Below are 21,559 nucleotides of genomic sequence, written 5' to 3'. Positions count from 1 at the left end.
GCGTCCGAGGTCAGCATGATGACGTTCTTCGGCTGCCCCGCCATGCCGGTTTCGGACGCGTTCGAGATCGCCTCCAGCGGATAGGCGCAGCGGGTGTTTTCCGTGATCGAATCGTCGGCGAAGTCCAGTTCCAGCGTGTCGGGGTCGAAGACCATGTTCTCGACCACGGTGCCGAAGCGATGGGTCGTCGCGTAGATTTCCGGCTCGGCCTCGGGCGACAGGTTGATCGTCTTGGCGTAGCAGCCGCCCTCGAAGTTGAAGACGCCCTTGTCGGACCAGCCGTGCTCGTCGTCGCCGATCAGCACGCGCGAGGGGTCGGCGGACAGCGTGGTCTTGCCGGTGCCCGACAGGCCGAAGAAGATCGCCACGTCGCTTTCGTCGCCCGGCGCGTGGTTGGCCGAGCAGTGCATCGGCATCACGCCGCGTTCCGGCAGGATGTAGTTCAGCAGCGTAAAGACGCCCTTCTTGTTCTCGCCCGCATAGCCGGTGTTGCCGATCAGGATCATCTTGCGGTCAAAGTTCAGCGCGATCACCGTGTCGCTGCGGCAGCCGTGGCGTTCGGGATCGGCCTTGAAGGACGGGCAGTTGATGATCGTCCAGTCGGGGGTGAACGTCGCCAACTCCGACGCCTCGGGACGGCGCAGCAGGTGGCGGATGAACAGGTTGTGCCAGGCAAGTTCGCTGACCACGCGCACGTCAAGCTGATGTTCGGGGTCCGCGCCGCCGAACAGGTCCTGCACGAAATACTCGCCGCCCTTCATGTGGGCCAGCATGTCCTCATAAAGCCGGTCGAAGGCCTCCGGCTCCATCGGCGGGTTGTTGTCCCACCAGATCGAATCCTCGACGCCCGGCGTGCGGACCACGAACTTGTCCTTTGGCGAGCGCCCGGTCTTGGCGCCGGTGGACACCAGGAACGCCCCTCCCAGGCCCAGCTTGCCCTCGCCGCGGCGGATCGCGGCCTCAATCAGCGCCGGTTCCAGCAGGTTGTAATGGACGTCTCCCAGCCCCCGGATGCCCTGGTCTTCGAGTTTGCAGTTCGGGTTGACGCGGGGCTGTGACATACCGGGACTCCTGTGGATCGGGCGCTGGGCTTTTGCCGCCCCTATAAACATGGCGAAATGATGAAGATAGACCGACAGCACCATGAGTTAGCGCAACCATCGGTCGTTAGCGTTATCACTGACAAAATGGTTAAGTGCCGGACCCGGAAATGACCGCCACGATCCATGCCAGCGCGGTCGAAATCGCCGGGCGAGGACTGCTGATCCTCGGTCCCTCGGGCTCGGGCAAGTCGTCGCTGGCTCTGGCGCTGATGGCGATGGGAGCGCGGCTGGTGGCGGATGATCGGGTGATCCTGCGGGTCCGGGACGGCAGCCTTGTCGCCGAATGCCCCGTTCCGATCCGAGGGCGGATCGAGGCGCGGGGGATCGGCATCCTGCGGGCCGAGGATGCGGGGCCGGTCACGGTCGCGCAGGTGGTGGATCTCGGGCAGGCCGAGACCAGCCGGCTTCCGCCCCCCCGCAGCATCATGCTTTCGGATCTGGCGCTGCCCCTTGTCTTGGGACCGGCGGGCCCGCATCTTGCACCGGCGCTGATGCAACTGATGCGCGGCGGGCGCGGCTGACGGCGGGCGCCCTGATGGACGGGGTTGGCGTGAACAGCGGACAGGGGATGGAAGCGATGGGCAGCGCCGAGCAGGGCGCCCAGCGGCTGGTGCTTGTCACGGGGCCGTCAGGGGCCGGGCGCTCGACCGCGATCCATGCGCTCGAGGACATGGGCTTCGAGGCCATTGACAACCTGCCCCTGTCGCTGATCCCGCGGCTGCTGGACGGACCTGCGCGGCCGGTGCCGCTGGCGCTGGGGCTCGACGTCCGCAACCGCGACTTTTCCGCCGCCAGCCTGATCGAGCTGATCGACGCGCTGACCCGCAACCCCGCCTTCGCGCCCGAGGTGCTGTATCTCGACTGCGCGACCGAGGTGCTGGTGCGCCGTTATTCCGAAACCCGCCGCCGCCACCCGCTGGCCGATGGCGGCACGCCCGCCGAGGCGATCACGGCCGAGCGCGACCTGCTCGATTCCGTCCGCAACCGCGCCGATGTGCTGATCGACACCACCGACCTCAGCCCGCATGACCTGCGCGCTGAACTGGCCGCCGCCTTCGACCTGCGGGGCGGGCGGGGGCTGTCGGTGTCGGTCCAGTCCTTCAGCTACAAGCGGGGGGTGCCGCGCGGTCTCGACATGATGTTCGACTGCCGCTTCCTTGCGAACCCGCATTGGGAACCCGCCCTGCGGCAACTGGATGGCAGGAATGCCACGGTTCAGCATTACGTGACGGCAGACCCCCGGTTTGAAACCTTTTTCCAAAAGGTCCGAGACCTTATACTCTTTCTGCTGCCCGCGCAGGTTGACGAGGGCAAGGCGCATCTGGCGATCGGCTTCGGCTGCACGGGCGGACAGCATCGTTCCGTCACCCTGGCCGAGCTTGCCGCCGACACGCTTGCGAAAGAGGGTTGGCAGGTGTCTAAAAGACATCGTGAATTGGAACGTCGCGCCTCGGTGCTGCGCCCGGCAGAAGTGACGCCGGCCGAACAGCGAACGGGTGCGTCTAGCGAAGCGACCGCGCAAAAGCCGTCGCGAGTGGTGGAAGGCAGTTGATCGGGATCGTCATCGTCGCACATGGGGGGCTGGCGCGTGAATATGTCGCCGCCGTCGAGCACGTCGTCGGGCCACAAGGGGGAATAAGGGCGGTCACCATCGAAGAAAACCATGACCGCGCCGCCAAGCAGGCCGAGATCTGCCTGGCCGCCAACGAGGTGGACGCCGGCGACGGCGTGGTGATCGTCACCGACCTGTTCGGCGGCTCGCCCTCGAACCTGTCGATGCCGGCCTGCCTGCCGGCCCGCCGCCGCATCCTTTACGGCGCCAACTTGCCGATGCTGGTCAAGCTGGCCAAGTCGCGCCACCTTCAGGTCGAGGATGCCGCCGTGATGGCGGCCGAGGCCGGGCGCAAGTACATCGACTGCTACGCCCCCGAACCGGCGGAACGAGCCGCGTTGTGACGGAACTCAGCCGCGAGCTGCGGATCGTCAACGAAAAGGGACTGCACGCCCGCGCCTCGGCCCGGTTCGTCGAGACGGTCGAGCGATTCGACGCCCGCGTCACCGTCGAGAAGGACGGAGAGAAGGTGGCGGGTGATTCGATCATGGGACTGCTGATGCTGGTCGCCCCCCGCGGCAGCACCATCCGCGTCACCACCAGCGGTCCCGATGCCGAGCCGCTGATGCAGGCGCTGACCGACCTTGTGGGCAACTATTTCGGCGAAGGCCGCTGAGGGCCGCGCCCCGTGGCCCGCGACAGCTATCACCACGGCAACCTGCGGCAGGCGCTTGTTCAGGCCACCGTCGCGCTGATCGAGGACAAGGGACCCGCGGCCTTCACGCTGGCCGAGGCTGCGCGCCAAGCGGGCGTCAGCGCCGCCGCGCCCTACCGCCATTTCACCGGGCGCGAGGAACTGTTGCAGGAGGTCGCGCGGCAGGGCTTCCTCGACTTCGCTGCGCGGCTTGAGGCGGCCTTTGACGAGGGCCGCCCCTCGGCGCTGTCGGCTTTCCTGCGGATGGGGCAGGCCTATCTCGGCTTCGCCGCCGAGAAGCCGGGCTTCTACATGGCGATGTTCGAATCGGGCCTGTCCATCTCGGGCAACGCCGATCTTGCCTTGGCCGCCCAGACGGCCGAGGCCGCGCTTGTGCGGGGCGCCGAGGCATTGTTCGCGCGCCTGCCCGCTGGTCGCCGCCCGCCTGCGACCATGGTGGCCAACCATGTCTGGGCCATGTCCCATGGCGTGGTCGAACTGTTCGGCCGCGGCCGCCCCGGCGCGCGCAGCCCGATCCCGGCCGACGAGATGCTGGAAAGCGGGGTGCTGATCTACCTGCGGGGCCTCGGCGTCATCGGATGAGATTCTTCGCGCAAGGGGATTGACGCAGACGCTCCGCGCTCCGACATTGTTAATGTGATTAACATTCACATCCATTCTCGGAGCACCCCCATGATCCCAGCCTATGAACCTCGCAGCTATCCGTCCGCAGAAGGCGTCGTTCAGTCCGTCAGGCAGCTTCTGCTGCATGTCCGCGACTGGCTGGACGCGCGGGGCCGGGTGGCATGGCTTGCCGCCATGATCCTCGGCCTTGTCTTCGCCTGGCCCGTCGGCCTTGCCATCCTCGGCTACATGATCTGGAGCAAACGCATGTTCGGAACCTGCACCCGCCGCAGCCGCCACGTCCCGACCTATCACTCCCAAAGCACCGGCAACGCCGCCTTCGACGCCTATCGCGACGAGACGCTGAAGCGGCTGGAGGACGAACACCGCGCCTTCGTCGACTTCCTGCAGAAGCTGCGCGAGGCCCGCGACAAGGCCGAGTTCGACCAGTTCATGGACGAACGCCGCCAGAACTGAGGCAAAGGGGGCCGGTCCGTCCGGCCCCTTTTCAATAGGCGCAGTCGGCGTAGATGCGCGACAGGTCGCCCCTCCATTCGCCGTGATATTTCGCCAGCAGGTCGTCGGCGCCGCTCGCGCCCCGTTCCACCCGCTCGCGCAGCACGGCGAGGAACTGCCCCTCGTCTGCGCCGTTCTGCAGCCGCGCACGGGCGGCAAGCCCCCCCTCGGCCAGCACCAGCGTCTCGGCGGCGATGTCCCGTAGGCGCAGACCCTCGAACTCGCCCGCCAGCCCGTCGCGGGCGGCGGCGCGGCGCAGGCCCTCGCGCTGTTCATGGCTCCAGCCGCGCGTCAGTTCGGTCGCGGCGTCCAGCGCGCCCTGGTCATAGGTCAGCCCGACCCACAGCGCGGGCAGGGCATTCAGGTGGCTCAGGGGGCCAGCGTCGGCGCCGCGCATCTCGATGAACTTCTTGACCCGCGCTTCGGGGAAGACGGTCGTCATGTGGTCGGCCCAGTCCGACAGCGTCGGCACCTCGCCCGGCAGCGCGGGCAACCGGCCTTTCAGGAAGTCGCGGAAGGACTGGCCCAGCGCGTCGATGTAGCGCCCGTCGCGGTAGACGAAATACATCGGCACATCGAGGACGTAATCGACCCAACGCTCGTAGCCGAAGCCGTCCTCGAAGACGAAGGGCAAGAGCCCCGTGCGGTCCGCGTCGAGGTTCTGCCAGATATGCGCACGCCAGGACTTCATCCCGTTCGGCTTGCCGTCGAGGAAGGGCGAGTTCGCGAAAAGCGCCGTCGCCACCGGCTGCAGCGCCAGCGCCACGCGCAGCTTCTGCACCATGTCGGCTTCGGACGCGTAATCCAGGTTCACCTGCACGGTGCAGGTCCGGTACATCATCTGGGTGCCCAGCGTGCCGACCTTTTCCATGTAGGGCGTCATCAGCGCATAGCGCCCCTTGGGCATCATCGGCATCTGCCGCTGGCTCCAGACCGGCGCAGCGCCCAAGCCCATGAAGCCGATGCCCAGCCCCTCGGTCACGGCAGCGACCTCGTCGAGATGCTGGCGGGTCTCGGCGTCGGTGTCGTGGATGGTTTCAACGGGGGCGCCTGACAGTTCAAGCTGGCCGCCGGGTTCAAGGCTGACGCTGGCGCCATTCCGCGACAGGCCGATCAGCTTGTCGCCCTCGCGGACCTCGGCCCAGCCGAAGCGGTCGCGCAGGCCTTCGAGGATGGCGAGGATGGACCGTGGCCCCTCGTAGGGCAGCGGTTCCAGCGTGTTCCACAGGAAGCCGAACTTCTCATGCTCGGTGCCGATGCGCCAGTCGGCGCGCGGCTTCTCGCCCGAGGCGACATAGTCGGCCAGCTCTTCGCGCCGTTCGATCGGGCCGCCGCCCTGCTGGGGAATGGACATGGGGGCCCTCACGAGGTCGTAATCGTGGGGACAGGTGGCGCGGCGCCGGGGGAGTGTCAAGCCAACCCTTGGGCGGGTCGCAAGCCTTGCCCGGCCGTGGCGCGCATGGCAGAGGCTGCGCGTTCCCCAAAGCCCGAGATCCCGATGACCGATCAGCCCGAGACCGCCGATGCCCGCGCCCTGCCGGTGGTGCGCCTGCGCCCCAAGGCGAATGCGCGGGCGATCCGGCACGGCTTCCCCTGGGTTTATGCCGATGAACTGGTGGTGGACCGCCGCACCAAGGGGCTGGCGCCGGGCGCGATGGCGGTCCTGCAGGATGCCGAGCGGGCGGATCTGGGCGTCGTCACGGTCAACGTCCACTCGAAGATCACCGCGCGGGTGATGGATCAGGACGCGGGCGCGGTGATCGACCGCGCATGGCTGGCCGCCCGCCTGCGCCGGGCGCTGGCGATGCGCAAGCGGCTGTTCGACGCGCCCTTCTACCGGCTGGTCCATGCCGAGGCGGACGGGCTGCCGGGCGTGGTCATCGACCGCTTCGGCGATGCGGCCGTGATCCAGCCCAACGCCGCCTGGGCCGACCGGATGCTGGACGACCTCGCCTCTGCGCTGGCCGAGGTCACGGGCGTATCCACGGTGGTGATGAACGGCTCGGGCCGGGCGCGGGGGCTTGAGGGGCTGGACGAGCGCACTGCGGTCCTGACCGGCGCCGTTGCCGCGCCCATCGAGGTGCCGATGAACGGCGCGACCTATCTGGCCGACCTGACGGGTGGGCAGAAGACGGGGCTGTTCTACGACCAGCGCCCGAACCATGCCTTCGCGCAACGCCTGTCCCGAGGGGCAAGGGTGCTGGATGTCTTCAGCCATGTCGGCGGCTTCGGGCTGGCCGCGCTCGCCGGAGGCGCCGAAAGCGCGACCTGCGTGGACGGCTCGGCCGCGGCGCTGTCGCTGGCGCAGGGCGGCGCACGCGCGATGGGGCTTGAGGCACGGCTGACCACCCGGCAGGGCGATGCCTTCGCGGTGATGGAGGCGCTGGCGTCCGAAGGCCAGCGTTTCGACGTGGTGATCTGCGACCCGCCCGCCTTTGCGCCGGCGAAACAGGCGCTCGACGCAGGCCTGCGCGCCTATGAGCGGGTTGCGCGGCTGGCGGCGCCGCTGGTCGCGCCGGGTGGATACCTCTGCCTCTGTTCCTGCAGCCATGCGGCGGACCTTGCGGCCTTCCGCAATGCCAGCGCGCGGGGGATCGGGCGCGGCGGACGGAGGATGCAACTGATCCACACCGGGTTTGCCGGGCCGGACCACCCGATGCTGCCGCAACTGGCGGAAAGCGGCTACCTCAAGGCGCTGTTCTTCCGGCTGGACGGATGAAGGCGGTCCTCGACGCCTGCGTCCTTTACCCGACCGTCCTGCGGGAGATCCTGATCGGCGCGGCGGATGCCGGGCTTTACCAGCCGGTCTGGTCCGCCCGCATCCTCGACGAATGGCGCCACGCCGCTGCCCGCCTTGGCCCGGATCAGGCCGTTGTCGCCGGGGCCGAGATCGCGCTGCTGCGCCTGCCACACCCACAGGCCGAGGCCCCGGACAGCGGCGCCGCTGCCGCAGGCTTCGACTGGCCCGACCCCGCCGACCGCCATGTGGCCGAAACGGCGCTGGCTTCGGGCGCTGAACTCATCGTCACCGCCAACCTGCGCGACTTTCCCATGCGCGCCCTGTCGGCGCTGGGCCTGCGCGCGGTCCATCCCGACGCCTTCCTGCTGGACCTGTGGCGGCGCGATCCCGGCCCTGTGGCGGCCAGCGTCCGGGCCGCCCATGCCAAGGCGCAGGCGCTGGGCGGGCGGGTCCCCTTGCGCGACCTGATGGCGCGTGCCCGGTTGCCGCGGCTGGCCAGGGCGCTTGCCCGCGCGGGCTGACGGCTTGCCGGGGCGGGGTGCAGCCTCTACCACCATGGCCGAAGCCTGAAGGGGACGGTGAAAGCGATGGCATCGCGTCTGACAGCGGTCGATGACTTCGATCTCGTCATCTTCGGCGCGACGGGCGACCTTGCGCGGCGCAAGATCTTCCCCGCCCTGTTCCGCCGCCATTCGGCCGGCCATTTCCCCGACGGCGCCCGCATCATCGGCACGGCCCGCACGCCCATGGACGACAGCGGCTTCCGTGCCGACATCGCCGCCGCCATCGCTGAGTTCGATCCGCCCCGCGCCGGCGACCCCGGGCTTCCCGCCTTCCTCAGCCGCCTCTCCTATGTCCCCGTGGATGCGACGGGCGCCGAGGGCTGGGCGGACCTTGCCGCAAGGATGCGCAAGGGCGTCGTGCATGCTTTCTATCTTTCGGTCGCGCCCGCGCTGTTCGGCGACCTTGCCGACCGACTGTCAAGCCATGGGATTACCGGGCCGGATGCTCGGATCGTGGTGGAAAAGCCCTTCGGCCGCGACCTCGCCTCGGCCCGCGCGCTGAACCGCACGCTGGCGCGGCATTTCACCGAAGGGCAGATCTACCGGATCGACCATTATCTGGGAAAGGAAACGGTCCAGAACCTGATGGCGATCCGCTTTGCCAACATCCTGTTCGAGCCCTTGTGGAACGCCCATTACATCGACCATGTCCAGATCACCGTGGCCGAGACCGTGGGCGTCGCGGGCCGCGCGGCCTATTACGACCACGCGGGCGCAATGCGCGACATGGTGCAGAACCACCTGATGCAACTCGTCTGCCTGATCGCGATGGAGCCGCCCTGGCGCTTTGACCCCGACGCGGTGCGGGACGAGAAGCTCAAGGTCATCCGGGCGCTGGAACCGGTGCCCGTGGCGGACATCGTGCGCGGGCAATATGCCGCGAACGGCGCCGGCTACCGCGCCGATGTCGGTAATCCGGCCAGCCGCACCGAAAGCTTCGTCGCGCTGAAGCTGCGGCTTGCCAACTGGCGCTGGCAGGGGGTGCCTTTCTACCTGCGGACCGGCAAGTGCCTGGCCGCCCGGACCAGCGAGATCGCGGTCGTCTTCCGCAAGCCGCCGCATTCCATCTTCGACGCCGAAGGGCGGCAGAAACCGGACCAGCTTGTGATCCGCCTGCAGCCGAACGAGGGGATCAACCTCATGGTGATGATCAAGGAACCGGGACCGGGCGAGTTGCGTCTGGTCGAGGTGCCGCTGGACATGAGCTTCGCCGAGGCGCTGGGGGTGGACATACCCGATGCCTACGAGCGGCTGATCACCGAGGTGATCCGCGGCGACCAGACCCTGTTCATGCGCGGCGACGAGGTCGAGGCCGCCTGGGCCTGGGCCGACCCCGTCATCCGCGCCTGGGAGGAGGGGAACGCGCAACCCGCATCCTATCCCCCCGGCACCAGCGGCCCCGATGAAGCGTTGGGGCTGATCGGCCGCGACGGCCGCCACTGGCGCAACCTGCAGTCCTGAACCAAAGGCGAGAGAACCGATGAAGCTGATCGAGCATCCCGACCGCGAGGCGCTGACGCTGGCCGTGGCGCAGGAAATGACCGAGGCGCTGGGCATGGCGCTGAAGACCCGCGACAGGGCGGTGCTGTGCCTGCCGGGCGGCTCGACCCCCATCCCCGTCTTCAAGGCGCTGGCGGCGGCCCGGCTGGAATGGGACCGCGTGCTGGTGATCCCCAGCGACGAACGCTGGGTGCCGCCCGACCACAACCGCTCGAATGCCCGGCTGATCCGGCGCAACCTGATCGAGCAGGGCGCGGGGGCTGAACTGATCGAGCTTTACGCCGAGGGCCTCGACCCTGCAGCCGGGGCGGCGCTCGCGTCCGAGCGGATCGCGCCGCTGCTGCCGCTGTCGGTCCTGCTGCTGGGAATGGGCGAGGACATGCACACCGCCAGCCTGTTCCCCGGCGCCGATGGGCTGGCCGCCGCGCTTGACGCTGCGGCGCCCCCGGTGCTGCCGATCATGGCTGCGGCGACCGAGGAGCCGCGCGTGACCCTGACCCGGCCTGCGCTGAGTTCCGCGACCGAAAGCTTTCTGATGATCGCCGGGCCGGAAAAGCGCGAGGCGCTGGAACGCGCGGCCGCGCTGCCGCCCGAGCAGGCACCGGTCGCCGCCGTGCTCAAGGGCATGATCGTGCATTACGCGGAATGACCGTGCCTTTAGCGAAGGGAACATCCATGACCGACCCTTGGGACAAACTGGCGGCGCATCGCGCGGCCACGCAGGACCGTTCCATCATCGCGTTGTTCGAGGCCGAGCCGGACCGCGCCCGCGACTGCGCCCTTTCCGCCGAAGGGCTGTGGTTCGACTGGTCGAAGACCGCCATCGACGGGACCGCCCGCGACCTGCTGCTGGCGCTTGCCGCCGATGTGCCGGCCCGGCGCGAGGCGATGTTCGCGGGCGAGAAGATCAACGAGACCGAGGGCCGCGCCGTCCTGCACACGGCGCTGCGGGCAAGCGGCGGCCCGATCCTTGTCGATGGCCGCGACGTGCTGCCCGAGATCCAGGCGACGCTGGCCCGGATGCGCCGCTTCGCCGATGATATCCGCTCAGGCCGGCGGACGGGGCAGGGCGGCGCCTATACCGATGTGGTCAACATCGGCATCGGCGGCTCGGACCTGGGGCCGATGATGGCCGCTCTGGCGCTGGCGCCCTGGGCCAACGGGCCGCGGCTGCATTTCATATCCAACGTGGACGGGGCGGATGCGGCCGATACGCTGAAGGGGCTGGACCCGGAAACGACGCTGGTGATCGTGGCCTCCAAGACCTTCACCACCCTTGAGACGATGACCAATGCCGAAACCGTCCGCCGCTGGCTGGCCGGGCGGGTGCGCGATCCGGCCAGCCAGTTCGCCGCGGTGTCCTCGGCGCTGGACCGGACGGCGGAATTCGGGATCGACTCCGACCGCGTCTTCGGCTTCGCCGACTGGGTGGGCGGGCGCTATTCCGTCTGGGGGCCGATCGGGCTGTCACTGATGCTGGGCATCGGGCCGGACCGCTTCGACGAGTTCCTGGCCGGGGGCCGGGCAATGGATAACCATTTCCGCCAAGCCCCGCTGGACCGGAACCTGCCGGTTATGCTGGCGCTGGTGGGCATCTGGCACCATCAGGTCTGCGGCTATCCGACCCGCGCCGTCCTGCCCTACGCCAACCGCTTGCTGCGCCTTCCCGCCTATCTGCAGCAGCTTGAAATGGAATCGAACGGCAAGGGCGTCACCATGGACGGCGGCACGCTGGACCGCCCTGCCGGTCCCATCGTCTGGGGCGAGCCGGGGACAAACGGCCAGCATGCCTTTTACCAGTTGATCCACCAGGGCCTGCAGGTCGTCCCCTGCGAATTCATCGTCGCCGCCCGCGGCCACGAGCCCGATCTGGATCACCAGCAGAAGCTGCTGATCGCCAACTGCCTTGCCCAGAGCGAAGCCCTGATGCGCGGCCGCTCGCTGGAGGAGGCGCGCGCGCAGGTGGCTGCGAAGGGCCTGACCGGAGCGGAAGCCGAACGCCAGGTGCGGCACCGGGTCTTTCCGGGCAACCGTCCCTCGACCACGCTGGTGATGGGGGAACTGACGCCCTTCACCCTGGGCCAGATCATCGCGCTCTACGAACACCGGGTCTTCGTCGAGGGCGTGATCCTGGGGATCAACAGCTTCGATCAGTGGGGGGTGGAACTGGGCAAGGAACTCGCCCAGCAGATCGCGCCGCTTCTGGATGGCGAAGGGACCGAAGGGCAGGATCCCTCGACGCTGGCGCTGGTGCGGCAGATACGGATGCTGCGCGGCGAGGGTTGAGGCGAGGGCCACGACCGGACCGCCAGAATGGCGCGGGGGCTGGGATTTGCAACTGTCGCCCCGGTTGCATGGCGATGCCGGCATGGCGGCAAGAAGATGGCAAGCGCCGGCCGGGTTGCGCCGCCGCATGGGTATTTGGAACCAGAAAATCACGGGCCGGGTGGCACGGGCAGAGCGGCGCCGGGCGGCTTCTTTCTGGCTGAAATACCCATGCACCGCTGACGCAGGGACGGCAGTTCCGAAAGCGGCGCAGTGAGGATCGCATGGTGGTGAAAGCAGAAAGACAGCCGTTCTTGGGCCTGCCCCAGGCGCCCCGCATCAGCCCCTGAAAAGGTCGACAGCCGCGGAAAGGAAGCGCTCGGCCACGGGTGCCGCCTCGAACATCAGCTCGTGGCGGGCGCCGGGCAGGTCCAGCAGTTGCCCCTGCGGCCATGCCGCCGCGCGGGCGCGGACCGCGGTGGCCGAGACGACCGCCTCGGCCCCGCCGAGCGCGATCAGCGCCGGAAGATCGGGAGAGGGCAGGGCGGCGAGACGGCGGCATTCGGCCCGCGCGGCTGCGATCCAGGCATAGGTCGCCCCGCCCAGGGTCAAGTCGGGCCAGCTTCCGGCCTGCGCCACCAGCCGCGCCCATTGCACCGGGTCGCCGGTCAGGGCATTGCCGCGGAAAGGGGCGTCCAGCAGGTAGGTGCCGCCGCCCCCGGTGCCGATGGCCGTCAGTTCTGCGCGGCCCAGCCGCCGGGCGGTGCCCGTCAGGCCGGTGATGACCGCATCCGGCACGCGCGGATGGCGCAGCCCCCACATCGGGGCCGAGAAGGCCGCGGTTTCCACCGGCAGCCCGTTCAGCAGCGCGGCAAGGCCGATGCAGCCGCCCATCGAATGCGCGAGCAGGTGCCAAGGGCGCGGCAGTCCCAGAGCTTGGGCAGCCACCACCATTTCCACGACGTCGTTCTGGTAATCGGCAAAGTCGGCGATGTGGCCCGCGCGGGGATCGCGCAGCAGCCGGTCCGACAGCCCCTGTCCCCGCCAGTCGATGGCAAGCACAGCAAAGTCCGCGGCCGCAAGCCGGCTGGCGATTCCGTCATATTTCTCAAGATATTCGATCCGCCCCGGAAACAGCAGCACCGTTCCGGTTGCAGCGTTCCGGGGTTGCCACAGGCCGAGCCGCAGCCTCAGGCCATCCTCGGCCTGCAGGAAGAAGGCCTGTCCCGGCGAAGGCGGCTCGCCGGACAGGCGGTTCAGAGGCGCCGGCTGAAATCCCTGCGGCCCGGGGGGCGGCCGGGTGACTGCGTCCATCGGCGCCCGGCCGGTCAGGAGAGGGCCGCGCCCAGCTTCATCGCGGCGGGCAGCGAGCCGTCGATCTTCAGCTTGCCGGTCATGTAGGCCATGGTCGGGTTGGTGTCGCCGTTCATGATCCCCTCGAAGGTGTCGCGGCTGGCAGTCAGCGTGACCTCGGCGGCCTCGTCGCCGGCGCGGACGCCCTGTTCGTCGATCATGATCGCGCCTTCGCCTTCCACGACGAATTTCGCCGAACCGTCGAACGAGGAAATCCGGTTCCCCAGTGCCTTGACGGCACCCTCAATCACTGCACTCATCCAATATCTCCCAATCTGGCGCCGCGGCGCGGGAATGCTTACATCGTTCATATGCGCGTGCCGATGACCCAGTTCCACCCTGCCGCAGCGGCATTTGGCGCGGCAATCCTGTCGATCCTGTTAACGGCCTTGCCCCTGCGCGCGCAAAGCCCTGCGGAAATGGATTCACTTTTCAGCGAACTCTCCTCGCAGCAGGGCGACGGGTGGATGCGGGCGCAGTCCGACATCGAGCGGGCCTGGTCGCGCTCGGGTTCCGCGGCGCTCGACCTGTTGCTGATGCGGGGCGAGGCGGCGCTGGACGCGGGCGACCTGCCCGCCGCCATCGGGCACCTGACGGCGCTGACCGAGAACGCGCCCGATTTCGCCTCCGGATGGGCGGCGCGCGGCACGGCCTTCTATCTTGCCGGGCAGACCGGACCCGCCATCGCCGATCTCGCGCAGGCGCTGCGGCTTGAGCCACGACACTGGCCCTCGCTCACGCTGCTGGCCACGATCCTCGAGGACATGGGGGACCATGACCGCGCGCTTGCGGCTTACCACGAAAGCCTGGTGATCCATCCGCATCAGGAGGAAGCCCGCGACGGCATCGGACGGTTGCTGGCCGAAGGCCAGGGGCAGGACGCCTGACGTGGCGGGACGCATCACGGCCGTGCTGGGGCCGACGAACACCGGCAAGACCCACTATGCCATCGAGCGGATGCTGGCGCATCGGACCGGCGTCATCGGCCTGCCGCTACGGCTTTTGGCGCGCGAGGTTTATGACCGCATCGTGAAGGCGCGGGGGCCGTCGGTTGTGGCGCTGATCACCGGAGAGGAACGCATCGTCCCGGAACGCGCCGCCTACTGGGTCGCCACCACCGAGGCGATGCCCGAGGTGCTGGCCGATTTCGTCGCCATCGACGAGATCCAGCTGTGTGCCGACCCTGAACGCGGCCATGTCTTCACCGACCGCCTGCTGCATATGCGCGGGCTGCACGAGACGCTGTTCCTCGGGTCGTCCACCATGCGCCCGGCTATCGCCGCGCTGGTCCCCGAGGCGCAGTTCATGCGACGGGAACGGTTTTCGACGCTCAGTTGGGCCGGGTCGAAGAAGCTCAGCCGGATGCCCGTGCGGTCGGCCATCGTCGGCTTCAGCGTCGATGACGTCTATGCCACGGCGGAACTGATCCGGCGCCAGAAGGGCGGCTGTGCGGTCGTAATGGGCGCGCTTTCGCCCCGCACCCGGAACGCGCAGGTCGCCATGTATCAGGCGGGCGAGGTCGATTACCTTGTCGCCACCGACGCCATCGGCATGGGGCTGAACCTCGACATCCGCCATGTCGCCTTCGAGGCGACCCACAAGTTCGACGGTCGCCGCCTGCGGCCCCTGTTCCCGCATGAGCTGGGCCAGATCGCGGGCCGCGCGGGCCGCCATACGGAACCCGGCACCTTCGGCGTCACCGGCGAGGCGTCCGCCCTGGACGAGGGCCTGATCGACGCCATCGAGAACCACCGCTTCCAGCCGATCAGCCGCCTGATCTGGCGCAATTCCTCGCTGGAGTTCGGGACCGTGGAGCGGCTGATCCAGTCGCTGGAACAGCCCTCAGGCAGTGAATGGCTGGGGCGTGGGCGCGAGGCGGATGACCTGTCGTCGCTGAAAACCCTATCGGCGATGCCAGAAATCCGCGACCGGGTGACGCATCCCAAGGACGTGCGGCTGCTGTGGGACGTGTGCCGCATCCCCGATTTCCGCGGCATCTCGCCTGCGGAACACACCACGCTGCTGACCCGCATTTACGGCTTTCTTCAGGAAGGCGGCATCCCCGGCGACTGGCTGGCGCGCTCGGTCGCGCGGATCGACAAGCCGGGCGGCGACATCGACACGATCAGCAAGCGGCTCGCCTATATCCGCACCTGGACCTATGTCGCCCAACGCAATGGCTGGGTCAGGGACGAAGCCCATTGGCGGGAGGAAACGCGGGCTGTAGAAGATCGGCTGTCGGACGCGCTTCATGCCGCGCTGACGCAGCGATTCGTGGACCGGCGCACTTCCGTATTGCTGCGCCGGCTCAAGCAGAAGGAGAGCCTGGTGGCCGAGGTGAACGACAAGGGCGAGGTGACGGTGGAGGGCGAATTCGCCGGCCGTCTTGAGGGGTTCCGGTTCCGCACCGATCCCAGCGCCCAGGGCGACGAGGCGCGGATGCTGACCCGCGCTGCCTACGAGGCGCTGCGCCCCGAGTTCCACCTGCGCGCCGACCGCTTCTACAACGCGCCGGACACGGAACTGGACTTCACCGTGCAGGGCGGCTTGATGTGGGGCGGCTCGGCCGTGGGCAAGCTGGTCAAGGGCGCCGATCCCCTGAAGCCCGGCATCGAGGTCTTCGTGGACGAGGAAGCCGGGCCAGAGGTCGCCGAAAAGGTCCGCCGCCGCCTGCAGCATTTCATCGACCGCAAGATCGCTGCCGGCTTCGAGCCGCTGATGGCCATGCAGGCCGACGAGACGCTGACGGGCTTGGCCCGTGGCGTGGCCTTCCGGCTGGTCGAGGCGATGGGCGTGCTGCCGCGCGAGGGCATCGCCTCCGAGATCAAGGAACTGGACCAGGATGCGCGGGGCAGCTTGCGCAAGCATGGTGTCCGCTTCGGCCAGTTCACCATCTTCCTGCCCGCACTGCTGAAGCCCGCGCCGACCCGGCTGCGGCTGCTGCTGTCGGCGCTGTGGGCGGGGGCCGACGAGTTCCCCGAATCGCCGCCCCCTGGTCTGGTGACGATCCCGAACCTGCCCGACGTGCCGCGCGACTATTACACCCTGTCCGGCTATCACCCTGCGGGCGAACGCGCGATCCGCATCGACATGCTGGAACGGCTGGCCGACATGCTGCGCGCCCAGGACAGCCGCGGCGGCTTCGAGGCGATGCCCGACATGCTGTCGATCACCGGCATGACGCTGGACCAGTTCGCCGACCTGATGGGCGGCTTGGGCTACCGCGCCGAGAAGGGCGAGCGCCCCAAGACCCGCCCCCCCGTCGCCGTCCTTCCCGAACCCGTCCCGGTACCCGAGGGCGAGCCCGTCGCGCCGATGACGGAAGAGGAAAGCGTCCTCGCTGCCGAGACCCGCGCCCGGTGGGAGGCCGAGCAGGCCGAACGCCAGCGCGCCGAGGCCGAGGCAGCCGCCGCGTCGGGCGAGGCCCCCGAGACGCCCGTCGAGGGCGATGAGGCAGGCGAGGCGGAACCCGCGCCGGTCGAGATGGAAAGCTTCTACACCTTCACCTGGGCGCCGCGTCCGCGCGGCCCCCGGCGCGAGGGCCGAGAAGGCGAGGGACGCGGCAACCGTCGTCCGGGCCGCTTCGGCGGCGCCCAGCCCCAAGGGCAGTCACGCGAGGGCCAGCCGCGTGAGGCCGCGCCCGCGGAAGGCGAGGGCCGCCGCGGCGACAGGCCGCGCGGCCAGCGCCGTTTCGGGGGCGAGGGGCCGCAGGCGGGCGAGGGGCAAGGCAGCGGCCATCCGCGCCACGGCAAGCCCGGCAAGCCGAAGGGCGAGCGCGGCAAGAACGAGGGCCGCCCCGGCGGCAAGGACCGGCCGCCCCGGAACGAGGGCGGCCGCAGCTTCGAATCGCGCCCGCCCCGCAATGACAAGCCGATCGATCCCGACAGCCCCTTTGCCGTGCTGGCGGCTCTGAAGAACAAGTCGTGATCGCAGCCAGGGGGTATCGCGCCTGATGGCGCGCAGGGGCAGGGACCGGGACGAGGGCGAGGCTGCCCCGCCGTCCTCGATCCGGCTCGACCGCTGGCTGTGCCATGCGCGCGTCTTCAAGACCCGCACGATGGCGGCCGACCGCATCAGCGAAGGGGGGGTCCGCGTGAACGGCGCCCCCTGCCGCAAGCCCGGGCACGAGGTCAAGCCGGGCGACGTGGTGACGGCCGCAGCCCCCGGCGGCGTCCGCAGCCTGCGCGTCCTTGCCCCGGGCGAACGCCGCGGCCCCGCGCCCGAGGCGCGCGCGCTTTACGAGGACCTCGATGCGCCCTCTGCCATCGGCGCGCCCGACGCATAGCGGTCCCCGCTTTCCCCCGGGTTGAACCTTCCGGGCGAAAGGCATAGGTCAACCCCCGCACCTGCCCGCGAGGATTCCGATGACCTATGTCGTGACCGACAACTGCATCATGTGCAAATACACGGACTGCGTCGAGGTCTGCCCGGTGGACTGCTTCTACGAGGGCGAGAACACGCTGGTCATCCACCCCGACGAGTGCATCGACTGCGGCGTCTGCGAACCCGAATGCCCCGCCGACGCGATCCGGCCCGACACCGAGCCGGACATGGAGGCCTGGGTCGAGTTCAACCGGAAATATTCCGAACAATGGCCGGTCATCACCCGCAAGAAGGATCCGCTGCCCACTGCAGCCGAGATGGACGGCCAGCCCGGCAAGATGGATAAGTACTTTTCGCCGAACCCGGGCGAGGGCGACTGACGCCCGGCGCCGGCGCGCATTCGCCGGCGAAAAGCCCAAGCAGCCGGATGATGGATATCGCGGCAGAAACCCCTTCATTCAGGGGGTGATTCGTGATATAAGACTGTCATATCGGCCACGTTCTGCGCTGGCCGGCTGCCTTGTGGCCGGACATCCGCCTGTCCTGCCAGCAGACAACAATCACACGCACCTCGGGAGGGCAAGTCCTCTGGGGGCATTTTTGCGCCCCGGCAGGGCGTAAGCTGGAAGGAAGCATGATGTCGAAGACCAAGAAGAACGAGTTCCGCCCCGACGATTTCGTGGTCTACCCCGCCCACGGCGTCGGCCGCATCGTGTCCATCGAAGAGCAGGAGGTCGCCGGCCTTCGCCTTGAGATGTTCGTGATCTCGTTCGAGAAGGACAAGATGACGCTTCGCGTTCCGACCGCCCGCGCGACCGAGATCGGGATGCGCGGCCTCGCCTCGCCCGACATGGTCGATCGCGCGATGGAGACGCTGAAGGGCAAGGCCCGCGTCAAGCGCGCCATGTGGTCGCGCCGCGCGCAGGAATATGAGCAGAAGATCAACTCGGGCGACCTGCTGTCCATCGCAGAGGTCGTGCGCGACCTGCACCGCAACGACGACCAGCGCGAGCAGTCCTATTCCGAGCGCCAGCTTTACGAAGCCGCTCTGGACCGTCTGACCCGTGAGGTCGCTGCCGTCAGCGGGATCGACGAGGGCGGCGCCCAGAAGCAGGTCGAGGCCGTGCTGACTGCCCGCGCGGCCTGAGCGCCGGATCGGGAAGGATCGGACGGGGCGCCTTCGGGCGCCCTTCGCTTGTCCGGTGTCACCGCCCTGACAGGCACCTAGTCTCCATGATCGGCGCTCTGCCGGAATCTTGAGGTGACTTCAGGGCATCGGCTGCGCTTTGGCAGGCTTCATGGCTGAGGAATTTACCGCAACTCACAAGGCTGCTCTGCCCCGCATGGTTGCCGCCTGACTGGCTGCGATGATGAGGATCCCCATGGCTGCTTCCTCCTGGGCAGCCATGGAGATCCGGGATGGCACGGCCTGTGCCTGCCCGATGGGCAGCAGCACCAGCCGGGGCGCACTTCATGATGTGCCCTGCAAGCCCATCACGCCAACGCCGCCAGTATCCGTGCCCAGCTTCGCGCGCCCTTGGCGAAGCTTTCCACGTCATACTTCTCGTTCGGCGAATGGATGCGGTCGTCGTCGCGGCCGAAGCCGATCAGCATTGTGTCCATGCCCAGCATCCGCTTGAAGTCGCCTGCCACGGGAATGGACCCGCCCGCGCCGATGAAGGCGGCCTCGCGGCCCCATTCGGCGGTCAGCGCCTGCTTCGCCGCGGCAAAGGCCGGGTCCGAGGTGTCCATGACGCTCGCCTGCGAATTGCCATGGGCGTGGAACTCGACCGTGCAGTCGGCGGGGACATGGGCGCGGATGTGTTCCCGCAGAGCCATGCGGATCGCACCGGGGTCCTGCGTTCCGACAAGGCGGCAACTGACCTTGGCGCGGGCCTCGGCGGGCAGGACGGTCTTGAAGCCCTCGCCCGCGTAGCCTCCGGCGATGCCGTTGATCTCGAAGGTGGGGCGGTTCCAGACCATCTCCAGCCCGGTGCGGCCTTTCTCGCCCGCCGGCTCGCGCAGACCGACACGGGCCAGGAACTCGGCCGGGTCGAAACCCAGCGCTTCCCAGTCGGCGCGCAGCTCCTCGGTCAGTTCCGGCGCGCCGTCGTAGAAGCCGGGCAGTGTCACCCGCCCATCCGCGTCCTTGATGCCGGCAAGCGCGTTCACCAGCACCTGGACCGGGTTCGCGGCCAAGCCCCCGAAGCTGCCCGAATGCAGGTCGCGGTCGGCGGCGCGGACGACGATCTCCTCGCCCATCAGGCCGCGCAGCTGGGTCGTGATCGCGGGCCGACCGTCGGAATACATGGTCGTGTCGCAGATCAGCGCAATGTCCGCCCGCAGCGCCCCGGCGTTCTCGCGCAGGAAGGGCTGGAGGTTGGGGGAACCCGATTCCTCCTCGCCCTCGAACAGCAGGATCAGGCCGGGGGGCAGGGCGCCATGGACGGCTTTCCACGCCCGGCAGGCCTCGACAAAGGTCATCAACTGGCCCTTGTCATCGGCGGCCCCGCGTCCGCGGATCACCGGGCCGTCCGGCGTGTCCTGAACCTGCGGGTCGAAGGGCGGGCGGTGCCACAAGTCCAGCGGATCGACGGGCTGCACGTCGTAATGGCCGTAGAACAGCAGGCTGCGCCCCTCGCCCGCAGGCGTGCGCGCCAGCACCATCGGATGGCCGGGCGTGTCCATCACGGAGACCTCGAAGCCCAGCCCGGCCAGTTCGTCCCGCAGCCAGCCCGCCGCCCGCCGCACATCCGCCGCGAATGCCGGATCGGTCGAGACCGAGGGGATGCGCAGGAAGGCCATCAGCCGCTCCAGCGCCTGGGGCAACCCTGCGTCCAGCCGATCCAGCACCTCGTCCAGCCGGTGATCCGTCGCCATCTTTTGTCCTTTCCCAAGCATATTCATCGAGTTCCCTACGACTTTTCGTCTCAGGGAGGGAATAGAGGCTGTTAATCCCGTCCGTTGATCCTTATCAATGCAGGGACCATCGGCCCGGACCATGTTCGGGACAGGCCCATGCCGCCAGCCCAGCCAGTTACGCAAGGGAGCAAGCTGATGAACTACGATGCCGCACTCGATCAGGCTCTGCAGCGTCTGCACGACGAAGGCCGCTATCGGACGTTCATCGACATCGAGCGGCGCAAGGGCCACTACCCGCAGGCGATCTGGAAGCGTCCCGACGGGGCCGAGCAGGAAATCACCGTCTGGTGCGGCAACGACTACCTTGGCATGGGCCAGCATCCGGTGGTGCTGAACGCCATGCACGAGGCGCTGGATTCGACCGGCGCGGGCTCGGGCGGGACGCGCAACATCTCGGGCACCACGGTCTATCACAAGCGGCTGGAGGCCGAACTGGCGGACCTGCATCGGCAGGAAGCGGCGCTGGTCTTTTCCTCGGCCTATATCGCCAATGACGCGACGCTGTCGACGCTGCGCAAGCTGTTCCCCGGCCTGATCATCTATTCGGACGAGCTGAACCACGCCTCGATGATCGAGGGGATCAAGCGTTTCGACGGCGCCAAGCGCATCTTCCGCCACAACGACGTGGCCCACCTGCGCGAGCTTCTGGCGGCTGATGATCCGGCCGCGCCCAAGCTGATCGCCTTTGAATCGATCTATTCGATGGACGGCGACTTCGGCCCCATCGCGGCGATCTGCGACCTCGCGGACGAGTTCAACGCACTCACCTACCTAGACGAGGTCCATGCCGTCGGCATGTATGGCCCCCGCGGCGGCGGCGTGGCGGAACGCGACGGGCTGACGGACCGCATCGACATCTTCAACGGGACGCTGGGAAAGGCCTTCGGTGTCTTTGGCGGCTATATCGCGGGCACGGCCAAGATGTGCGACGCGATCCGGTCCTATGCGCCGGGCTTCATCTTCACCACCTCGATCCCGCCCGCGGTCGCGGCGGGGGCTGCGGCCTCGATCGCCCATCTCAAGACCGCCGAGGGGCAGAAGCTGCGCGATGCCCAGCAGTTGCACGCCAGCATCCTCAAGATGCGCCTGCGCGGGCTGGGCCTGCCGATCGACGACCGCGGCACACATATCGTGCCCGTCCATGTCGGCAGCCCGGTCCACTGCAAGATGCTGTCGGACATGTTGCTTGCGGATTTCGGCATCTACGTCCAGCCGATCAACTTCCCGACCGTGCCGCGCGGGACGGAACGGCTGCGCTTCACGCCATCGCCTGTCCATGACGCCAGGCAGATCGACCATCTGGTGCGGGCGATGGATGCACTGTGGTCACGCTGCGCGCTCAATCGCTCACATGCGGTCGCCTGAGCCTCAACAACCTGTGTTGTCCCTCTCGCCGACATGTTA

At 68.5% G+C, this 21,559-nt stretch carries 22 protein-coding genes; 17 read left to right on the top strand and 5 right to left on the bottom strand.

Annotated elements, in window-relative coordinates:
* On the bottom strand, positions 1-1,061 hold a 1,061-nt coding region (locus tag Q4F04_RS06605), incomplete at its 3' end, for a phosphoenolpyruvate carboxykinase (ATP) (RefSeq protein ID WP_303369042.1).
* 149 nt (positions 1,062-1,210) lie between these two features.
* Between Q4F04_RS06605 and Q4F04_RS06600 the strand changes: the two genes are divergently transcribed.
* From Q4F04_RS06600 to Q4F04_RS06575, 6 genes are all read left to right on the top strand, one after another.
* A complete protein-coding gene (locus Q4F04_RS06600; RefSeq protein ID WP_303369041.1) occupies positions 1,211-1,624 on the top strand; it encodes an HPr kinase/phosphorylase in 414 nt (137 codons plus the stop codon).
* 56 nt (positions 1,625-1,680) lie between these two features.
* Positions 1,681-2,655 carry an RNase adapter RapZ gene (gene rapZ / locus Q4F04_RS06595; RefSeq protein WP_303369044.1) on the top strand — a complete coding sequence of 325 codons (975 nt, stop codon included), beginning with the start codon at positions 1,681-1,683 and terminating at the stop codon, positions 2,653-2,655.
* Positions 2,652-3,059, top strand: coding sequence for a PTS sugar transporter subunit IIA (locus Q4F04_RS06590; RefSeq protein ID WP_303369040.1), 408 nt, complete (start codon positions 2,652-2,654; stop codon positions 3,057-3,059). Before rapZ ends, Q4F04_RS06590 begins: the two co-directional genes overlap by 4 nt.
* The gene (locus Q4F04_RS06585) at positions 3,056-3,331 is read left to right on the top strand and encodes an HPr family phosphocarrier protein (RefSeq protein WP_303369039.1); all 276 of its coding nucleotides are present in this window, start codon (positions 3,056-3,058) and stop codon (positions 3,329-3,331) included. The genes Q4F04_RS06590 and Q4F04_RS06585 overlap by 4 nt, the downstream gene beginning before the upstream one ends.
* Positions 3,332-3,343: 12 nt before the next feature.
* Positions 3,344-3,952 carry a TetR/AcrR family transcriptional regulator gene (locus tag Q4F04_RS06580; RefSeq protein WP_303369038.1) on the top strand — a complete coding sequence of 203 codons (609 nt, stop codon included), beginning with the start codon at positions 3,344-3,346 and terminating at the stop codon, positions 3,950-3,952.
* A gap of 90 nt (positions 3,953-4,042) precedes the next feature.
* Positions 4,043-4,450: a DUF2852 domain-containing protein gene (locus Q4F04_RS06575; protein WP_303369037.1), complete on the top strand. Its 408-nt coding sequence runs from the start codon at positions 4,043-4,045 to the stop codon at positions 4,448-4,450.
* Between the two features lie 31 nt (positions 4,451-4,481).
* On the opposite strand, the gene Q4F04_RS06570 is transcribed toward Q4F04_RS06575, so the two are convergent.
* Entirely contained in the window at positions 4,482-5,843 is a 1,362-nt protein-coding gene (locus Q4F04_RS06570; RefSeq protein ID WP_303369036.1) for a glutamate--cysteine ligase, read from the bottom strand.
* A 144-nt stretch (positions 5,844-5,987) separates the two neighbouring features.
* On the opposite strand from Q4F04_RS06570, the gene Q4F04_RS06565 reads away from it, so the two are divergent.
* The 5 genes from Q4F04_RS06565 (at position 5,988) to pgi (ending at position 11,578) form a co-directional block, all read left to right on the top strand.
* The gene (locus tag Q4F04_RS06565; protein WP_303369035.1) at positions 5,988-7,208 is read left to right on the top strand and encodes an RSP_2647 family RNA methyltransferase; all 1,221 of its coding nucleotides are present in this window, start codon (positions 5,988-5,990) and stop codon (positions 7,206-7,208) included.
* Positions 7,205-7,750, top strand: coding sequence for an RSP_2648 family PIN domain-containing protein (locus Q4F04_RS06560; RefSeq protein WP_303369034.1), 546 nt, complete (start codon positions 7,205-7,207; stop codon positions 7,748-7,750). The genes Q4F04_RS06565 and Q4F04_RS06560 overlap by 4 nt, the downstream gene beginning before the upstream one ends.
* 66 nt (positions 7,751-7,816) lie before the next feature.
* A complete protein-coding gene (gene zwf / locus Q4F04_RS06555) occupies positions 7,817-9,253 on the top strand; it encodes a glucose-6-phosphate dehydrogenase (protein ID WP_303369033.1) in 1,437 nt (478 codons plus the stop codon).
* 19 nt (positions 9,254-9,272) lie between these two features.
* The gene (pgl, locus tag Q4F04_RS06550) at positions 9,273-9,941 is read left to right on the top strand and encodes a 6-phosphogluconolactonase (protein WP_303369032.1); all 669 of its coding nucleotides are present in this window, start codon (positions 9,273-9,275) and stop codon (positions 9,939-9,941) included.
* Positions 9,942-9,967: 26 nt separating this feature from the next.
* Positions 9,968-11,578 (top strand): glucose-6-phosphate isomerase, encoded by a 1,611-nt coding sequence (gene pgi / locus Q4F04_RS06545; RefSeq protein WP_303369031.1) that lies wholly within the window; start codon positions 9,968-9,970, stop codon positions 11,576-11,578.
* Positions 11,579-11,896: 318 nt separating this feature from the next.
* Here pgi and Q4F04_RS06540 read toward each other — a convergent pair whose 3' ends face one another.
* Both Q4F04_RS06540 and Q4F04_RS06535 read right to left on the bottom strand, forming a co-directional pair.
* Positions 11,897-12,871 carry an alpha/beta hydrolase gene (locus Q4F04_RS06540; RefSeq protein ID WP_303369030.1) on the bottom strand — a complete coding sequence of 325 codons (975 nt, stop codon included), beginning with the start codon at positions 12,869-12,871 and terminating at the stop codon, positions 11,897-11,899.
* 14 nt (positions 12,872-12,885) lie between these two features.
* Positions 12,886-13,170, bottom strand: a complete 285-nt coding sequence (locus Q4F04_RS06535) for an SCP2 sterol-binding domain-containing protein (RefSeq protein WP_303369029.1) — start codon at positions 13,168-13,170, stop codon at positions 12,886-12,888.
* A 159-nt stretch (positions 13,171-13,329) separates the two neighbouring features.
* Here Q4F04_RS06535 and Q4F04_RS06530 point away from each other — a divergent pair, with 159 nt between their 5' ends.
* The 5 genes from Q4F04_RS06530 to Q4F04_RS06510 all read left to right on the top strand — a co-directional run bounded on the left by Q4F04_RS06530 (position 13,330) and on the right by Q4F04_RS06510 (position 18,380).
* Positions 13,330-13,797 carry a tetratricopeptide repeat protein gene (locus tag Q4F04_RS06530; protein WP_303369028.1) on the top strand — a complete coding sequence of 156 codons (468 nt, stop codon included), beginning with the start codon at positions 13,330-13,332 and terminating at the stop codon, positions 13,795-13,797.
* Between the two features lie 70 nt (positions 13,798-13,867).
* The gene (locus Q4F04_RS06525; protein ID WP_303369043.1) at positions 13,868-16,837 is read left to right on the top strand and encodes a helicase-related protein; all 2,970 of its coding nucleotides are present in this window, start codon (positions 13,868-13,870) and stop codon (positions 16,835-16,837) included.
* Between the two features lie 25 nt (positions 16,838-16,862).
* Positions 16,863-17,195: an RNA-binding S4 domain-containing protein gene (locus Q4F04_RS06520; RefSeq protein WP_303369027.1), complete on the top strand. Its 333-nt coding sequence runs from the start codon at positions 16,863-16,865 to the stop codon at positions 17,193-17,195.
* A gap of 79 nt (positions 17,196-17,274) precedes the next feature.
* Positions 17,275-17,613, top strand: coding sequence for a ferredoxin FdxA (fdxA, locus tag Q4F04_RS06515; RefSeq protein WP_303369026.1), 339 nt, complete (start codon positions 17,275-17,277; stop codon positions 17,611-17,613).
* Positions 17,614-17,870: 257 nt separating this feature from the next.
* The gene (locus tag Q4F04_RS06510) at positions 17,871-18,380 is read left to right on the top strand and encodes a CarD family transcriptional regulator (RefSeq protein WP_303369025.1); all 510 of its coding nucleotides are present in this window, start codon (positions 17,871-17,873) and stop codon (positions 18,378-18,380) included.
* Between the two features lie 347 nt (positions 18,381-18,727).
* Here Q4F04_RS06510 and Q4F04_RS06505 read toward each other — a convergent pair whose 3' ends face one another.
* The gene (locus Q4F04_RS06505; RefSeq protein WP_303369024.1) at positions 18,728-20,113 is read right to left on the bottom strand and encodes a dipeptidase; all 1,386 of its coding nucleotides are present in this window, start codon (positions 20,111-20,113) and stop codon (positions 18,728-18,730) included.
* Between the two features lie 177 nt (positions 20,114-20,290).
* Here Q4F04_RS06505 and hemA point away from each other — a divergent pair, with 177 nt between their 5' ends.
* A complete protein-coding gene (hemA, locus tag Q4F04_RS06500) occupies positions 20,291-21,520 on the top strand; it encodes a 5-aminolevulinate synthase (RefSeq protein WP_303369023.1) in 1,230 nt (409 codons plus the stop codon).
* Positions 21,521-21,559: the final 39 nt, after the last annotated feature.

Source organism: Paracoccus sp. (in: a-proteobacteria) (assembly GCF_030536915.1).
Lineage (GTDB): Bacteria > Pseudomonadota > Alphaproteobacteria > Rhodobacterales > Rhodobacteraceae > Paracoccus.
The sequence above is the reverse complement of the archived record's forward strand: the minus strand, read 5'-3'. Positions and strand labels throughout refer to the sequence as shown.

Excerpts from the sequence above, each read along its gene's own strand:
- Q4F04_RS06575 (WP_303369037.1), top strand. The coding sequence starts at position 4,043 with ATGATCCCAGCCTATGAACCTCGCAGCTATCCGTCCGCAGAAGGCGTC.
- Q4F04_RS06530 (WP_303369028.1), top strand. The coding sequence starts at position 13,330 with ATGGATTCACTTTTCAGCGAACTCTCCTCGCAGCAGGGCGACGGGTGG.
- Q4F04_RS06505 (WP_303369024.1), bottom strand. The coding sequence starts at position 20,113 with ATGGCGACGGATCACCGGCTGGACGAGGTGCTGGATCGGCTGGACGCA.
- fdxA (WP_303369026.1), top strand. The coding sequence starts at position 17,275 with ATGACCTATGTCGTGACCGACAACTGCATCATGTGCAAATACACGGAC.
- zwf (WP_303369033.1), top strand. The coding sequence starts at position 7,817 with ATGGCATCGCGTCTGACAGCGGTCGATGACTTCGATCTCGTCATCTTC.
- Q4F04_RS06510 (WP_303369025.1), top strand. The coding sequence starts at position 17,871 with ATGTCGAAGACCAAGAAGAACGAGTTCCGCCCCGACGATTTCGTGGTC.
- Q4F04_RS06600 (WP_303369041.1), top strand. The coding sequence starts at position 1,211 with ATGACCGCCACGATCCATGCCAGCGCGGTCGAAATCGCCGGGCGAGGA.
- Q4F04_RS06520 (WP_303369027.1), top strand. The coding sequence starts at position 16,863 with ATGGCGCGCAGGGGCAGGGACCGGGACGAGGGCGAGGCTGCCCCGCCG.
- pgi (WP_303369031.1), top strand. The coding sequence starts at position 9,968 with ATGACCGACCCTTGGGACAAACTGGCGGCGCATCGCGCGGCCACGCAG.
- Q4F04_RS06525 (WP_303369043.1), top strand. The coding sequence starts at position 13,868 with ATGCTGGCGCATCGGACCGGCGTCATCGGCCTGCCGCTACGGCTTTTG.
- Q4F04_RS06560 (WP_303369034.1), top strand. The coding sequence starts at position 7,205 with ATGAAGGCGGTCCTCGACGCCTGCGTCCTTTACCCGACCGTCCTGCGG.
- Q4F04_RS06565 (WP_303369035.1), top strand. The coding sequence starts at position 5,988 with ATGACCGATCAGCCCGAGACCGCCGATGCCCGCGCCCTGCCGGTGGTG.
- pgl (WP_303369032.1), top strand. The coding sequence starts at position 9,273 with ATGAAGCTGATCGAGCATCCCGACCGCGAGGCGCTGACGCTGGCCGTG.
- Q4F04_RS06540 (WP_303369030.1), bottom strand. The coding sequence starts at position 12,871 with ATGGACGCAGTCACCCGGCCGCCCCCCGGGCCGCAGGGATTTCAGCCG.
- Q4F04_RS06570 (WP_303369036.1), bottom strand. The coding sequence starts at position 5,843 with ATGTCCATTCCCCAGCAGGGCGGCGGCCCGATCGAACGGCGCGAAGAG.
- rapZ (WP_303369044.1), top strand. The coding sequence starts at position 1,681 with ATGGGCAGCGCCGAGCAGGGCGCCCAGCGGCTGGTGCTTGTCACGGGG.
- Q4F04_RS06535 (WP_303369029.1), bottom strand. The coding sequence starts at position 13,170 with ATGAGTGCAGTGATTGAGGGTGCCGTCAAGGCACTGGGGAACCGGATT.
- hemA (WP_303369023.1), top strand. The coding sequence starts at position 20,291 with ATGAACTACGATGCCGCACTCGATCAGGCTCTGCAGCGTCTGCACGAC.